This is a genomic window from Brevibacillus sp. FSL K6-0770, assembly GCF_038000275.1.
Taxonomy (GTDB): Bacteria; Bacillota; Bacilli; order Brevibacillales; family Brevibacillaceae; genus Brevibacillus; species Brevibacillus parabrevis.
On sequence record NZ_JBBOBQ010000001.1, the window covers coordinates 334,810 to 349,027 of the forward strand.

General features: G+C 54.5%; 14 protein-coding genes. 13 read left to right on the forward strand and 1 reads right to left on the reverse strand.

Annotation, left to right across the window (positions count from 1 at the left end; translation table 11 throughout):
* The first annotated feature begins 91 nt into the window (after positions 1–91).
* The 12 genes from NST23_RS01980 (at position 92) to NST23_RS02035 (ending at position 11,424) form a co-directional block, all read left to right on the forward strand.
* Positions 92–1,087: an ABC transporter substrate-binding protein gene (locus tag NST23_RS01980; protein WP_173599709.1), complete on the forward strand. Its 996-nt coding sequence runs from the start codon at positions 92–94 to the stop codon at positions 1,085–1,087.
* Complete coding sequence (locus NST23_RS01985) at positions 1,062–1,844, forward strand: ABC transporter permease (RefSeq protein WP_122962191.1); 783 nt, start codon at positions 1,062–1,064, stop codon at positions 1,842–1,844. Before NST23_RS01980 ends, NST23_RS01985 begins: the two co-directional genes overlap by 26 nt.
* Positions 1,820–2,587, forward strand: a complete 768-nt coding sequence (locus NST23_RS01990) for an ABC transporter ATP-binding protein (protein ID WP_217023380.1) — start codon at positions 1,820–1,822, stop codon at positions 2,585–2,587. The genes NST23_RS01985 and NST23_RS01990 overlap by 25 nt, the downstream gene beginning before the upstream one ends.
* Positions 2,532–3,248: a class I SAM-dependent methyltransferase gene (locus NST23_RS01995; protein ID WP_217023381.1), complete on the forward strand. Its 717-nt coding sequence runs from the start codon at positions 2,532–2,534 to the stop codon at positions 3,246–3,248. Before NST23_RS01990 ends, NST23_RS01995 begins: the two co-directional genes overlap by 56 nt.
* 5 nt (positions 3,249–3,253) lie before the next feature.
* The gene (locus tag NST23_RS02000; RefSeq protein ID WP_254223486.1) at positions 3,254–4,666 is read left to right on the forward strand and encodes an MFS transporter; all 1,413 of its coding nucleotides are present in this window, start codon (positions 3,254–3,256) and stop codon (positions 4,664–4,666) included.
* 86 nt (positions 4,667–4,752) lie between these two features.
* Positions 4,753–5,841 carry a saccharopine dehydrogenase family protein gene (locus NST23_RS02005; protein WP_340963014.1) on the forward strand — a complete coding sequence of 363 codons (1,089 nt, stop codon included), beginning with the start codon at positions 4,753–4,755 and terminating at the stop codon, positions 5,839–5,841.
* A gap of 255 nt (positions 5,842–6,096) precedes the next feature.
* On the forward strand, positions 6,097–6,732 hold the full coding sequence (locus tag NST23_RS02010) for a nitroreductase family protein (RefSeq protein ID WP_122962195.1): 636 nt from the start codon (positions 6,097–6,099) through the stop codon (positions 6,730–6,732).
* Between the two features lie 42 nt (positions 6,733–6,774).
* Complete coding sequence (locus NST23_RS02015) at positions 6,775–7,725, forward strand: ring-cleaving dioxygenase (RefSeq protein WP_217023384.1); 951 nt, start codon at positions 6,775–6,777, stop codon at positions 7,723–7,725.
* A complete protein-coding gene (locus NST23_RS02020) occupies positions 7,722–8,333 on the forward strand; it encodes an alpha/beta hydrolase (protein ID WP_173597924.1) in 612 nt (203 codons plus the stop codon). Before NST23_RS02015 ends, NST23_RS02020 begins: the two co-directional genes overlap by 4 nt.
* Positions 8,334–8,545: 212 nt before the next feature.
* Positions 8,546–9,226 carry a response regulator transcription factor gene (locus NST23_RS02025; protein WP_122962198.1) on the forward strand — a complete coding sequence of 227 codons (681 nt, stop codon included), beginning with the start codon at positions 8,546–8,548 and terminating at the stop codon, positions 9,224–9,226.
* Positions 9,223–10,617, forward strand: coding sequence for a sensor histidine kinase (locus NST23_RS02030; protein WP_340963016.1), 1,395 nt, complete (start codon positions 9,223–9,225; stop codon positions 10,615–10,617). Before NST23_RS02025 ends, NST23_RS02030 begins: the two co-directional genes overlap by 4 nt.
* A gap of 120 nt (positions 10,618–10,737) precedes the next feature.
* A complete protein-coding gene (locus NST23_RS02035) occupies positions 10,738–11,424 on the forward strand; it encodes a sulfite exporter TauE/SafE family protein (protein WP_340963019.1) in 687 nt (228 codons plus the stop codon).
* Between the two features lie 21 nt (positions 11,425–11,445).
* Here the strand turns inward: NST23_RS02035 and NST23_RS02040 are convergent, their stop codons facing one another.
* Complete coding sequence (locus tag NST23_RS02040; RefSeq protein ID WP_340963022.1) at positions 11,446–11,949, reverse strand: FixH family protein; 504 nt, start codon at positions 11,947–11,949, stop codon at positions 11,446–11,448.
* A gap of 81 nt (positions 11,950–12,030) precedes the next feature.
* Between NST23_RS02040 and NST23_RS02045 the strand changes: the two genes are divergently transcribed.
* Entirely contained in the window at positions 12,031–14,217 is a 2,187-nt protein-coding gene (locus tag NST23_RS02045; RefSeq protein WP_173599715.1) for a heavy metal translocating P-type ATPase, read from the forward strand.
* The last annotated feature ends 1 nt before the right edge of the window (position 14,218 follow it).

Genomic DNA, 14,218 nt, shown 5'->3' on the forward strand with positions numbered 1-14,218 from the left:
GTGGGATGGTGCTCCTATCGTGCATCTCTATAATTGAGAATAATTCTTAATGAAGAGATGCCAAAAGTCAACGAGGAGTTGGAGAGTTGCTATGAAATCCATTTACCGCCACGCTACCCGCATGTTTGCAAGCAGTCTGGCTGCGCTGATTCTTTTGACTGGTTGCGCCACAACGAACACGGCAACTAACATAGCCGAGCAGCCGGGTCCTGCTGCCAGCCCTGCCGCGATCACGCTGCTTACGCCCAAGGCACCGTCTCTGATTCCTGCCGTCTATATGGAAAAGACAGAGGCAGACGGTACGTTCCAAATAGCCAAATGGGATTCCATAGAGCAACTGCTGGCTGGCATACAGGGCAATGAAGCGCCATTGTACGCTGCTCCGATCAATGTCGGGGCCAATCTGTACGCAAAGGGAATGCCGATCCAGCTGCTTCACGTCAACACGTACGGCTCGATGTATTTGATTTCGCTTGACCCAAACGTGCGCGAGCTTTCGCAATTGAGCAACGAGACGGTCTATATCCCGGGGCAAAGCGGGCCGCCCGATATTTTGACGCAACATCTGCTTGCCAAAAAAGGACTGCAAGGCAAAGTGAACCTGGCCTACGGCGTAATTCCGGACATCATGCAGCAACTGGCGGCGGGCACAATCAAGCACGCTGTGTTGCCTGAGCCTGTACTGAGTGGCTTGCGGATGAAAACAAAAGGGAAAGTGAGCGAAGTCGTCGATTTTCAAAAAGAGTGGCAGGCTGAGTTCGGACAAGACTTGCCGCAAACGGCCGTTTTCGTCAATCGCGACTGGGCCAAAACGCATGCAGCGGATATCGCCCGCTTCGAACAGTCGTATCAGGAGGCTGTCCGGCAGGTCAACCAGCAAGCGGGCGAGACATTGAAAATCGCGGCAGAAGAGTTTGGCATGCCAGAGGCGGTGCTGGCTTCTGCTCTGCCCAAAATTACGCTGCTTTATAAGGACGCGCAGACAGCCAAACCGGAAGTGGAGCGTTACCTGGGCGTTCTGTTGCAAATCGCTCCCGATTCGATTGGAGGATCAGTGCCAGATGCCGATTTTTACTACGGCTCGTAACAACTGGCCGAGCGGCCTTACGTACTTGCTGTTGCTTTTGACTTGGGAGGGGCTGTCCCGCGTGTATCCTCCTGTCATTTTGCCGGGGCCGTGGGAGAGCTTGCAGACGTTGATTGGCTTATACGAAAAAGGCCGCCTGATGGAGCCATTGCTCTACTCGTTTCTCAGGCTCGCAGCGGGCTTCGGTATCGCTTTTTTGCTTGGAACCGGGCTTGGCGTCTTCGCAGGCGCACAAGAGCTGGTGTTCAAGCTGGTTAGCCCGGCCGTTTCCGTGTTGCAGGCAGTTCCCCCCGTTTCCTGGATGCTGCTTGCCATTCTCTGGCTCGGGGTGAATGGCGGGGCGCAAATTTTCGTCGTGGCACTCGCCCTGTTTCCGCTCTTCTTTTTCAATTCCTTGCAGGGCGTGCGGCAATTGCCCAAGGAGCTGCTGGAGATGGCGCGCGTCTTTTCGGTCAATCGCCGCAAGCAGCTCGTGGATATTATTTTGCCAGCGCTCGCTCCGTTCTGGTCGGCTGCGCTTACCGTCAGCGTCGGCATGGGCTGGAAAACGATCGTCATGGCGGAGCTGATCAGCGGACAGACGGGAATCGGAGCTTCGATGAACACAGCGCGCATTTACTTGAAAACGGAAGAAGTGATGGCCTGGACATTGCTCGTTGCCTTGTTGGGGATGGCTTTGGAAGTGCTCGTGCGCAAAATCACCCGGCCGCGCGAAAGGAGGGGGAGCGCCGCATGCGATTTACAGGAATCTCGTTGAAATATGGAGCTGGCCGGCTGCTTTTCGATAACTTTTCGCTGGAGGCAGCCAAAGGTCAAGTGACGTGCCTGATGGGAACATCGGGGATTGGCAAAACGACTCTGCTGAAAATGGCTGCCGGGCTGATCCGGCCTGCGCAGGGAGTCATTTCGCGCGATGAAGGGGAACGGCTGGGCTACGTTTTTCAGGAACCGCGCCTTCTGCCTGAGAAGACGGTGCTGGAAAACGTCCTGTGGGTATTGGAGCAATGGCAAGAGCAAGAACAAGAGCGGGTGCTTGCCATGCTGGATGCTGCTGATTTGAGTGCGGTGCTGCACGCATACCCTGACCAGTTGAGCGGCGGGATGCGGCAGCGCGTGTCGGTCGTTCGCGCTTTTGCCGCGCGGCCTGGACTGTTGTTTATGGATGAGCCTTTTCAAAGTCTGGACGCTGCTACACGAGCTGGCATGCACCAGTTGTTCAGGAAGCTGTGGGAAAGCGAGCAGCCGACCGTTTTGCTCGTGACACACGATCTGGACGAAGCGCTCGCTCTCGGAACGCGCATTGTTGTGCTGGGAGGCAGACCAACGCACATTTTGGCTGATGTAACGGCAGCTTCGGTGGAGCAACATGGCGGCACGTACTTCTCGCAAGCAGATCAGCTAAGGCTTTGGCAATTGACGACAGGAAAAGACGGGAGAGAGACAGATGACAGAAAAACAGCGGCCTTTAAGCTGGCACCATCCAGAAGTAGCGAAATATGAGCAGACAATCGCGCTGAAAATTCCCGGGTACGCCTACTTGTACGAAATGACGGAGCGCCTGCTGGGAGCAAAGCTGCCGCAAACCGGAGAGCAGAAGCACATCCTTGTTGTAGGCGCTGGCGGCGGTCAGGAAATCGTGACGCTGGGAGCAAAACATGAGCATTGGACGTTTACAGGTATTGATCCATCGGTGCAAATGCTCGAACGCGCCCGGCACAGAACGGCTGGCGCGGACTTGGCTGCGCGTACGGTTTTGCACGAAGGAACGGTCGACGTGCTGCCGGAACAGACAGTCTACGATGCGGCGACATGTCTGCTCGTGCTTCATTTTGTCAAAGGTCTTGCCGCAAAAAGAGAGCTGTTGCAGCAGATTGCGGCACGGCTGAAGCCAGGTGCCCCGTTTTGTCTCGCAGCCATTGCTGGCGATCCGCAGTCGCAGGCGTTTGCCATGCAAATGCAAGCCTGGCGCACGCATATGACCGACAACGGCATTTCGCTTGCCGAGTGGGAGCGCTTTGCTGCCTCCATGGGCCAAGAATCTGATCCGATCCCAGCCTGCCAAGTGCAAGAGCTGATGGAAGAGGCTGGGTTCGAGCACAGCTCGCGCTACTTCGGTTCTTATCTGATCAATGCCTGGTTCGCGGTCAAAAGTAGCAGGTGATGATGATGCAAACAGGCGTGCAGCTTCAGACGCTTATGAATGCGAAAAAGCGCTTTTTCATGATGACAGCGATCTGCCTTGGAGCTTTTTTGTCGCATTTCACGGCAGGAGTCGTCAACGTGTCGCTGCCTTCTTTTACGCAACTGTTTCAGACGGAGTTGGGAGTGGCCCAATGGATTACGACCGGATATTTGCTCGTCATCGCTTCGCTGCTTCCCGTCATGGGCAAGCTCGGTGACCGATACGGCCACCGGATGCTTCACAACTACGGCTTTTTGCTCTTTACCATCAGCTCGGTTCTCGTCGCATGTTCGACGACGATTGCCACACTGCTTGTCCTGCGGGTCGTGCAAGCCGTCGGTGCGGCGATGTTTCAGGCTACGAATATCGCTCTGATTACACTGCTGCTGCCAAAGGAAGTGCGTGGGAGAGCACTTGGGATCATGAGCACGGCTGTAGCGCTCGGCGGGATGACTGGCCCGATTGCCGGCGGATTTATCGCTTCTGCATGGAGCTGGGAATGGCTGTTTCTCGCGCATGTTCCGGTAGCGGTTGTAGCGACTGTGCTTGCGTTTCGCTACATTCCTGTTCACTTGCCGAAAAAACAGGCGAAATCAATCGATGTTTTTGGCTCGGGCTTGTTCACGATTGCAGCCAGTTCCCTGATTTTTGCGATTTCTGGCGGAAATGAATGGGGCTGGCTATCGGCGCGGCAAATCATGCTTTACGGCCTTGCCGTCGTCGTGCTCTGGCTGTTGATCTGGCGAGGACGCCATCAGGCAGAGCCGTTTTTGCCTGTCGCGGTTTTTCGGCTTCCTGCTGTCTCGACAGGGCTTTTGATCAGTTTTGCTTCGTTCGTGTTGGCCAACCTGGTTTTGGTCGTTATGCCGTTCTACCTGCTTGATTATGCGAAAATGTCTTCTCTGTCAGCTGGCTATCTGCTCACAGCGTACCCTCTGCTGCTGGCATTGACGGGGCCGCTTGGGGGCTGGGCCGCCGACCGTTATCAGGCTCAAGCCGTTGTACTGGCCGGACTGGGGAGCATGGGAGCAGGACTGGCCGCTCTGGGAGTATGGCTTGGGCACATGTCCGCGGTTGAACTGATCGCAGCGATTGCGCTGGTGGGCGCCGGGATGGGGTTGATCGCCTCGCCAAACAACAGTTACATCATGAAGCACGTTCCGCTGGAGCATGCCGGGGCAGTCGGGGGCATGATCGCGCTCACCCGAAACGCAGGACTGGTGACAGGCGCGGCACTTGGCCTGGGGATGATGAACGGACAAACAGCAGGGGCGCAACCAGATTTGGAAGCGTACAAAACCGTGTTTATCATGGGCGGCTGGCTCAGCTTATGCTGCCTGTGCATCTGGGGGTATGCGACCCGTAGCAACGACCGGAAAAAGCGAGCAAACGGATAGGGACCAGACGGATGCCAGGCTTCAATCGTTCCAGTCCACGCAGGGGGCAGGGCCGAGAAGCTTTTACAGAAGAGAGGACGAGGCGCATGAAAAAACAAAAAATCCTGGTGGTGGGCGGTTACGGACATGTAGGGGCAACGATCTGCAAGGAACTCGGGGAGCTGTATCCAGGCCAGGTGTATGCCGCCGGGCGCAGCATGGAAAAGGCCGAGGCTTTTTGCCGGGAAACAGCGGGGAAAGTGCGCCCTCTCGCGTTCGATCTTCGACAGCCGCCAGAGCAGGAGCTGCTTGCGGAAGTAAAGCTGGTGGTGATGTGTCTGGACCAGCATGATACGGCATTCGCCGAGCAGTGCCTTTTGAGCGGAACGCACTACATCGATGTGTCTGCATCCGGTGCCTTTTTGACCCGCCTGGAGCAATGGGGCAGGCGTTCCCAAGCGGAGGTTACAGGAACTGCCGTGCTCAGTATCGGACTTGCGCCGGGCTTGACGAATCTGCTCGCAGCCCATGCGCATCGTTTGCTGGAAGAAGTGACGGAGCTGGATATTTTCATCATGCTCGGTTTGGGAGATCGGCACGGCAAGGCGGCGATGGAATGGACCGTAGACCATCTGTGCACGCGCTATGATGTGACGCAAGATCATCGCCGGGTGAGCGTAGAGAGCATGACAGACGGCAAACTGGTCGATTTCGGAGCAAAACTGGGGAAAAAGAAAGCGTACCGCTTCCCTTTTTCCGATCAGCAGACACTCGCCGGAACGCTCGGTGTAGCGTCAGTCTCCACACGGCTTTGTTTTGATCAGGAGTGGGTGACGAGAGCAGTGGCTGCGTTTCGCCGCAGCGGAATTTGCCGACTGCTTAAAAGACCAGCCGTGCGGAAAGCCGTCGTGGAATCGTTTTTGCGCTGGAAATGGGGAGACGATCTATTTGCCATCAAGATCGAGGCACGGGGAAAAGCGGGCAATCGCGCGGCAATGGCGACGTGTCAATTGCAAGGGCGCGACCAGTCATATATGACGGCAAAAGTGGCCGCATTTGCAGCTAAAACACTCTACTCGGAAGATTTTCCGCAAGGCGTGTACCATATTGAACAGTTGTTTAAATGGGAACAAATGCAGGCATGGCTGCCAAAAGAAGCGGATTTGCAGGTTTCTGTAAGCGAATTGCCCCGATAGATGAAGCAGGGCCGGGAGAAAAACTTTCTTCTGGCCCGAAAGGTTGACAACGAGTCATGCTGGCTCTATAATTATCTCAAATTAAAGATATTTACTGCACGCGCTCATCAGCTTCTCTACCAATCAAGTTTGTTGCAGTCAGTATCCTCAAGGGCAATAGGCAAGTTGTTTTTTGTGTTAATATCTTAAATTAAAGATTTTTAAAAATGATGATAATGGCACACACCATTCGGTGATGTCGAGGAGGAAATCAAAATGAGCGAGTTTACTGCATTAGTGAAAAACCGGAGATCTGCCAATAAATTTATCCCTACTGAATCTATTACGACAGCTGAACTTGAGGAGATCATGTCGCTCGTCAAATTTGCCCCATCCGCTTTTAATCTCCAGCACGCGCACTATGTGATCGTGACCGAGCCAGAGACAAAGGAACGAGTATATGAAGCAGCACAGAGACAATATAAGGTAAAAACTGCGTCCGCTGTCATCTTGGTGCTCGGCGATCTGGAGGCGTACAAAAATGTGGGGCCAATCCACGAGGGGCTGCTGCATTTGGGAGTCATGGATCAGCGCGAATACGATCAAACTGTATCGTCTGTCCATTCCTTCTACGAAGCTGGTGGAGATCAGTTCAAACGGGATGAAGCGATTCGCAATGCGAGCCTGTCGGCCATGCTCTTCATGCTTGCCGCCAAAGACAAGGGCTGGGACACGTGCCCGATGATCGGCTTTGATCCGGAAGCAGTCCGCGATATTTTGCGCATTCCGGATCGTTATGTGCCGACGATGATGATTACGATCGGAAAAGAAGATACAGCGAGCCAACGCGTGAGAGGGTACCGCAAGCCGGTAGGGGAGTTCGTCAGCTACAACACATTCCAGGCCGAATAATCGAGAAATAGAAGCAAAAATATACGAAGGAGGTCATCAGCTATGTCTCAACAAACAGCAGGTATTCATCATATTACAGCCTTTGTCAAAAATGCACAGGATAACGTTGATTTTTACGCAGGCATTCTCGGTCTGCGACTGGTCAAAAAAACGATCAACTTCGATGCCCCCGAAGTGTACCATCTGTACTTCGGCAACGAGGTGGGCAGTCCCGGAACGGCGATCACTTTCTTCCCGTGGGAAACGGCGCGACATGGCCGCATAGGCGGTGGACAAGTCGGCTACACTACTTTTCTCGTTCCTGTCGGCTCGCTCGATTTTTGGGAAAAGCGTCTCGACAAGTTCCAGGTGGAATACCGCCGCATAGAGCGCTTCCAGGAAATCTATCTGCAATTTGCCGACAAGGACGGTTTGCAACTGGAGATTGTCGAGCGCGAAGGCGGCCCCGCGAGCCAGTGGACGTTTGGAGGTATTCCCGCTGACAAGGCAATCAAAGGGTTCGGTGGGGCGATTCTGTACAGCGTTGCGCCGAAGCACACGATGGAAGTGTTGGAAAAGCTGATGGGCCTGACCCGAGTCGGCGAAGAAAACGGGCTTGTCCGCTTCCAGGCACCCGGCGACCTGGGCAATATCATTGATGTCAACGCCGAGCCAATGCCGAGAGGCGCAGGCGGAGCAGGAACTGTGCACCATATCGCTTGGCGTGCCAAGGATGACCAGGATCACCGCTTGTGGCAATCGCGAGTGGCGCAGTCCGGCTTCCATCCTACCGATATTATTGATCGGCAGTATTTCCACGCCATCTATTTCCGCGAGCCAGGCGAGATTTTGTTTGAGATTGCCACTGACCCGCCAGGCTTTGAACGAGACGAGCCATTCGAGTCGCTCGGTGAAAAGCTGATGCTGCCCGAATGGTATGAACCACATCGCGCCGAGATCGAGCAGGGACTGCCGCCGATTGCCGTGCGCGTGCTTGCGGAGGACAAGGAATGAAACACATTTTTCGAAAAGGAAGCGATCTCGCAGCCCCCACTCTGTTGCTGTTGCATGGAACAGGGGGAGACGAAAACGATCTCGTGCCGCTGGCTGAGCTGATTCATCCCGGCGCTTCTATTCTCAGCGTCAGAGGCAACGTCCTGGAAAACGGCATGCCCCGGTTTTTCCGTCGCCTGGCAGAGGGTGTGTTCGATGAGGAAGATTTGGTGTTCCGCACGGAGGAGCTGCATGAATTTTTGAATCAGGCAGCGGTCAATTACCAGTTGGACAGGGAGAATATCGTCGCAGTCGGATATTCCAACGGAGCGAACATTGCCGGAAGCTTGCTGTTCCATTACGCCAATTCGTTGCGCGGGGCGGTGCTGTATCATCCGATGGTGCCAAGGCGCGGGATTCCCCTGCCTGACATGAGCGGCATCCCGGTGTTCATCGGGGCGGGAACGAACGACCCGATTTGCTCTCCCGAGGAGTCGGAGGAGCTGAAGCAGCTGTTGGCAGCGGCTGGGGCCGAAGTGACTTTGCACTGGGAGTCATACGGTCATCAGCTGACCAGGATGGAAGTGGACGCTTCCGCCAACTGGTTTGCAGAGACGTTTAACCAATAAGAATGGAAGGCCATTGTTGCTTAGGCAGCGATGGCTTTTTGTTCATCTGCCGTTCATATTCCCTAACTATACTGACGAAAGCAACCTTGCGTCCCTTTTTCCGCAACGGAACTGAACCGGAAAAATTGCGTAAGGGACTGCATCGCGGGAGATGCTACCCGTTATAATCAGATCATCAGCCTTGAGATAGACACGGCAAGGGGAGAAGCCTGATGAAAATGACGATCTTGGTCGCAGATGACGATGCGCACATTCGTGAACTGCTGAGATTTTATTTGGAAAAAGAAGGATACCGCGTGCTGGCTGCCGCAGATGGGAGCCAGGCATCCGTTTTGCTTGAGCAGGAAAAAGTTCAGTTGGCGATCGTCGATGTGATGATGCCGGGGAAAAACGGCTGGGAGCTGTGCAAGGAGATCCGCGAATACTACGATATTCCCGTCATCATGCTGACGGCAAAAGGCGAAGTGAGGGACAAGGAAAAAGGATTTTTGGCCGGAACGGACGACTACCTCACCAAGCCGTTCGAGCCGACGGAATTGCTGTATCGGATCAGGGCCTTGCTGCGCCGCTACCAGATGGTCAGCAAGCAGGTCATTGTCATGCATGATACCGTCATCGACCGGATGAGCCACGTTGTAAAAATCAAAGACGAAGTCATGCATCTCCCTCTCAAGGAGTTTGAACTGCTCGCCCAGCTCGCCAGTTTTCCCGACCGGACTTTTACGCGGGATCAACTGCTGGATTTGGTGTGGGGAGGAGATAACGAGAGCGACAGCCGCACGATCGATGTGCACATCAAACGGCTGCGGGAAAAATTTACGGACAAGACCGATGACTTTGTCATTTGCACTGTTCGCGGCCTCGGCTACAAGCTGGAGGTGCGCGGCGGATGAGATCCCTCTACTTTCGGGTCGTGCTCATGTTTGTCGCGATCGTCATCATCAGCGGGACGCTCGGTTTTCTCCTTGCCAACGAATATTACCAGCGCAACATGCGCACGTACAATGAACAAAAAATTACCCGGATCGGCCAGCAGATCATCGATTTGTACGAGCATAATGCCGCCAGTATGGACTTGCCAGCCTTTATGACCCATGTAGCCAATCTCAATTTTCAGCTGTATCTCGTAGACGAGAACGGACAAGTCCAAACGTTTGGAGCGCCTTTCCGCGACCAGCAGATTGAGCCGCAGATCGTGCAAAAGGTGCTTGCCGGGGAAACGTACAGAGGAATCGCCGAAGAACAACACGGATTGTTCGTTACCGGATTTTTTGAAAATACGCTGAAAAACAGCATCGGTTTGCCGCTGGAAGCAGAAGGACGGAAATACGCCTTGTTTGTGCGGCCCAGCATCGAGCAGCAGTTTGGCGAGGTCCATGTGATGTTTGCCGTGCTGCTTGCCGCCATGTTTTTGCTCAGCTTGATGTTTATTCTGATATTCACCCGCTATTTGGTTCGGCCGATCCAAAAACTGAGCCAGGCGACGAAAAAGCTGGCGGAAGGCGAGTACGAAATCCAGCTCGACATCTCGCGCCGAGACGAAATCGGGGAGCTGGCGGCCAACTTTGCGCAGATGACAGAATCGTTGAAGCAGCTCGATGACATGCGCCAAGAGTTTGTTTCCAACGTCTCGCACGAAATCCAGTCTCCGCTTGCTTCCATCCAGGGATTTTCCCAGGCGATCCGCAGCGGTGGCATGCCAGAGGCGCGAAAGGCGGAGTATTTGGCGATTATCGAAGAAGAGAGCAGGCGACTCTCCTTACTGAGCAAACAGCTTTTGACGCTCGCTTCGCTGGACAAGGAAACGGGCTTGTACGAGCCGAGCGAATATCGGCTGGACGAGCAGTTGCGACAAGTCGTACTGCTGCTGGAACGCCAATGGCAGCAGAAAAAGCTGGAGCTAGAGCTGGAACTGCCGGACACACTCGTCACCGCAGACAAGCAGCTGTTCAATCAAGTATGGATCAATTTGCTGTCCAACAGCATCAAGTTTACTCCGCCGCATGGCACCATCTTTGTCTCGATTCGGCAATCGCCCGACATCGCCGTCATCATCCGCGATACAGGGATCGGCATTTCGGAGGAGGAGCGCCATCACATTTTCGAGCGCTTTTACAAAGGCGACAAGTCCCGCAATCGGGAAGCGACAGGCAGCGGACTCGGTTTAGCCATCGTCCAGAAAATTGTCCAGGTTGCAAAAGGCAGCATCGAAATCGACAGCCAAACAGGAGTCGGCACGACTATCAAGGTCACTTTGCCAGCCCAGGAACGCCCCCGCAAGTAAGACAAGCCGGGGGCGTTTTCATTTGCCGCGAAGTCATAAATACTAGCCGCAGCCATTACGTTAGGAAAAGGATGCGTCATTGCATGAGCGTGAAAATAATGGAAAAAGAGGGGCTGCGGGATGAATGCTGGACTGTACGACTACTGGCTCGTCTTTGTGACAGGCTTGCTCAGCGCTCCTCACTGCATCGGGATGTGCGGCGGGATCATGTCCACCATGACGCTTCAATCCAAAGCGTCGCTTGCGCAAACGATCCTGGCATACAATGCGGGGCGAATTGTGACTTACATGGCCGTAGGCGCATTTATGGGCTTTGTCGGATCGTTTGTGAATGCGGCAGGAGTCGTAGTCGGATTGCAGGGAATTGCCAATATCGCCGGAGGGCTGTTGATCATTCTCTGGGTCGTCAAAAAAGTGGCGCTGCCTTTGGACAAATACAGTCCGCTCAAACTCCCCGCCGCGCAAAAGCTGTTGCAATTGCAAAAAGAGCGGCAGGGAACAGTGCCTGTGCTGGCAAGCGGACTGCTGCTGGGCTTTTTGCCCTGCGGACTGACGTATACGATGCACATGAAAGCCGCCGCTACTGGCAGCGTCCTGCAAGGGATGACGACCTTGGGCGTGTTTGGCTTGGGCACTTTGCCCGCGCTCGTGGCAATCGCGTTGTTTTCACTGGTTTTGTCGAAAGCATTTCGCTCCAAGGTGATGGTCATGGGCAACGCTCTTGCGCTCTGCATCGGGATATTGTCCGTCTTGCGGGGAATGACCATCAACGGCTGGATTCCCACCGTCAATCCGTGGCTGTGGTAGTCATTACGATGCTTTTAACTATTATGGCTCCACTTCAAAAGAATACGCTGTGCTCATGGCTGTGCCGTCCATCTCGAAAGTAATCGTAGCCAGCCATTCTCCCAGCATGGTCGGCACGATTTGCGCGACGTATTCGCCTGCTTTTTCCTGCGTCGCTTCAAAGACGATAGCGCCGTGGTCCATATTGGGCATGGTCAGGGACACGGAGACTTTTGCTTTGGCCAGCTTGGCTGCATGCTCGGCTGGCACGGTAATGCGCAGCGTGTTTTCTTTCACGTTTTTCGCCGGAGCCGGATCAAGCTCGACCTGCAACGGGATGGACAGCTCCGCAAGCATTGGCGTATCTGTTTTTTGTGCGAGAGCAGTGCTGGCGTGTTCAGCATGATCCGCAGAAGCGCAGCCAACGAGTGCAAGGAGAACGGACAACAGCAGGGACGACAGCCGAAAGAATCCGGATTTTCGCAGCATTCTCACCACTTTCCCATGAGTTACAAGCTTCCCTATCGTATTCATGACAGTTGCCATTCATACTTCATCTTCTACTGAATTGTCCTGCCGCATAGGTTGGACATGAGGGCATGTACGGAAGCTGAAGGGGAGTTTTTCATGACCATCAACCAAACGTATCAGGTCACAGGGATGACTTGTGCAGCGTGCGCCAACCGGATTGAAAAGCGGCTGCGAAAAGTTCAGGGCGTCCAGGAAGTCCACGTCAATCTGACGACCAACAAGGCTCGGGTAGCCTTTGATCCTGCGCAAACCAACGATCAGGAGATCATGACCAAGATTGAACAGCTCGGTTTTTCCGCGAGTTTGAAGCAAGCAGAGCTTCAGGAGGAAAAAAAGCTGCTGCTTCGGCGGTTTATTTTCTCGGCTATTTTGACGATCCCGCTTTTGTGGGCGATGGCGGCGCACTTTTCCGTCCTGTCATTCATCTGGGTGCCGAGCTTGTTTCTTCTGCCGCTGTTTCAGTTTGCACTGACGCTGCCGATCCAGCTGTTTATCGGGCAGTCGTTTTACATCGGGGCGTGGAACGCGTTGAAAAACCGTTCCGCCAATATGGACGTGCTGGTTGTGCTGAGCACCTCGACCGCCTTTTTGTACAGTCACTATTTGACGTTTACGACCATCGGGCAGGAGAGTCACGGTCTGACGGTTTACTACGAGTCTTGCGCCGTCATTTTTACGTTTCTGCTCCTGGGCAAATATTTGGAGGCGATGGCGAAAGACCGGACGAAAAATGCCATCGGACAGCTTCACCAGCTTCAACCGACGATGGCGCATGTCCTGCGCGGCGATGAGGTGCGGGCTGTTCCGGTAGCAGAGCTGGCAACGGGCGATATTTTCATCGTCAAGCCAGGCGAGCGGATTCCGACAGACGGAATCGTGCTGGAAGGGCACGCGAGCGTCGATCAGTCGATGTTTACCGGAGAGAGTCTGCCTGTGGAAAAATGGGGCGGCCATTCCGTAATCGGCGCCACGTTGAACCAGAGCGGCTGGCTCAAGGTAAAAGCGACAAAAGTAGGCGAGGATACCGCGCTGACGCAAGTGATTCGCACTGTGGAGGAAGCGCAGCTGTCCAAAGCCCCGATCCAGAGAGTGGCGGATGAAATCACGGACGTGTTCGTGCCGATTATCATCGCGATTGCCGTGATCACTTTTGTTGCCTGGTACTACGTCTTTACCGCGCAAGATTTGGGCGGCGCGCTGGAAAAGGCGATCGCTGTCCTGATCATCGCTTGCCCGTGCGCACTCGGTCTGGCTACGCCCATGTCGATCCTGGTGGTGTCTGGGCGGGCGGCACAGATGGGCATTTTGTTCAAGCAGGGAAAATTTTTGGAAGTGCTGCAAAAGGTCGATACGGTTGTGTTTGACAAAACGGGAACATTGACCCGAGGGACTCATCAGGTCGTCGGGATTAATACACGCGGATGGAGCGAGGCGGCGTTTTTGCGTCTGGTGGCCGGGGCGGAGTTGACCTCTGAGCATCCGTTGGCGGCAACCATCGTGGCTCATGCCAAAAAACAAGGCTTGTCCATTCCGGCAGCTACGTCCTTCGCATCCCTTCCCGGCTATGGGATCGAGGCGACTGTGGAAGGCCATACGGTTGTAGTCGGATCTTCCAAGCTGCTGACCCGAAAAAACATGGACATCGCCCCTTTGCAAAGTCAGGTGGAGCTTCACGGGGCGGAAGGAAAAATGGTGCTGCTGGTCGGCATTGACGGGCGTTTGGCTGGATACGTGGTGCTGTCGGATCAATTGAAGCGAGACGCGAAAAAAGCAGTCGCCCAACTGAGAAAAATGGGCAAGGAAATCATCATGATTACCGGAGACAATCCGCATACGGCGGCAAGCGTGGCAAGACAGGCCAGCATCGGGCAAGTGTACGCCGGGGTGCTGCCTGCGCAAAAAGCGGAGTTGATCTGGGAGTTGCAAGCAAAAGGGAAAAAAGTCGCCATGGTCGGCGACGGGATCAACGATGCGCCAGCCCTGTCCGCAGCCAGTGTCGGCATTGCCTTGGGCACCGGAGCCGACATTTCCAAAGACTCGGCAGATGTCATCATCATGCACGGAGAGGTACGCGGCGTTGTCCACGCCATCAGGCTCAGCCAAATGGCGATGAAAAATATTCGGCAAAACTTGTTTTGGGCGTTTTTTTACAATGCCATTGCCATCCCGGCGACGATGCTTGGCTTTTTGGCTCCGTGGCTTGCGGGCATCGCCATGGCGTTCAGTTCGCTGTCGGTAGTGCTGAACTCTTTGCGCATGCGCAACAGGCGCATGGAAAAATAAA

Excerpts from the sequence above, each read along its gene's own strand:
- NST23_RS02015 (WP_217023384.1), top strand. The coding sequence starts at position 6,775 with ATGTCTCAACAAACAGCAGGTATTCATCATATTACAGCCTTTGTCAAA.
- NST23_RS01980 (WP_173599709.1), top strand. The coding sequence starts at position 92 with ATGAAATCCATTTACCGCCACGCTACCCGCATGTTTGCAAGCAGTCTG.
- NST23_RS02020 (WP_173597924.1), top strand. The coding sequence starts at position 7,722 with ATGAAACACATTTTTCGAAAAGGAAGCGATCTCGCAGCCCCCACTCTG.
- NST23_RS02025 (WP_122962198.1), top strand. The coding sequence starts at position 8,546 with ATGAAAATGACGATCTTGGTCGCAGATGACGATGCGCACATTCGTGAA.
- NST23_RS02010 (WP_122962195.1), top strand. The coding sequence starts at position 6,097 with ATGAGCGAGTTTACTGCATTAGTGAAAAACCGGAGATCTGCCAATAAA.
- NST23_RS01985 (WP_122962191.1), top strand. The coding sequence starts at position 1,062 with ATGCCGATTTTTACTACGGCTCGTAACAACTGGCCGAGCGGCCTTACG.
- NST23_RS02000 (WP_254223486.1), top strand. The coding sequence starts at position 3,254 with ATGCAAACAGGCGTGCAGCTTCAGACGCTTATGAATGCGAAAAAGCGC.
- NST23_RS02040 (WP_340963022.1), bottom strand. The coding sequence starts at position 11,949 with ATGGCAACTGTCATGAATACGATAGGGAAGCTTGTAACTCATGGGAAA.
- NST23_RS02045 (WP_173599715.1), top strand. The coding sequence starts at position 12,031 with ATGACCATCAACCAAACGTATCAGGTCACAGGGATGACTTGTGCAGCG.
- NST23_RS02035 (WP_340963019.1), top strand. The coding sequence starts at position 10,738 with ATGAATGCTGGACTGTACGACTACTGGCTCGTCTTTGTGACAGGCTTG.
- NST23_RS02030 (WP_340963016.1), top strand. The coding sequence starts at position 9,223 with ATGAGATCCCTCTACTTTCGGGTCGTGCTCATGTTTGTCGCGATCGTC.
- NST23_RS01990 (WP_217023380.1), top strand. The coding sequence starts at position 1,820 with ATGCGATTTACAGGAATCTCGTTGAAATATGGAGCTGGCCGGCTGCTT.
- NST23_RS02005 (WP_340963014.1), top strand. The coding sequence starts at position 4,753 with ATGAAAAAACAAAAAATCCTGGTGGTGGGCGGTTACGGACATGTAGGG.
- NST23_RS01995 (WP_217023381.1), top strand. The coding sequence starts at position 2,532 with ATGACAGAAAAACAGCGGCCTTTAAGCTGGCACCATCCAGAAGTAGCG.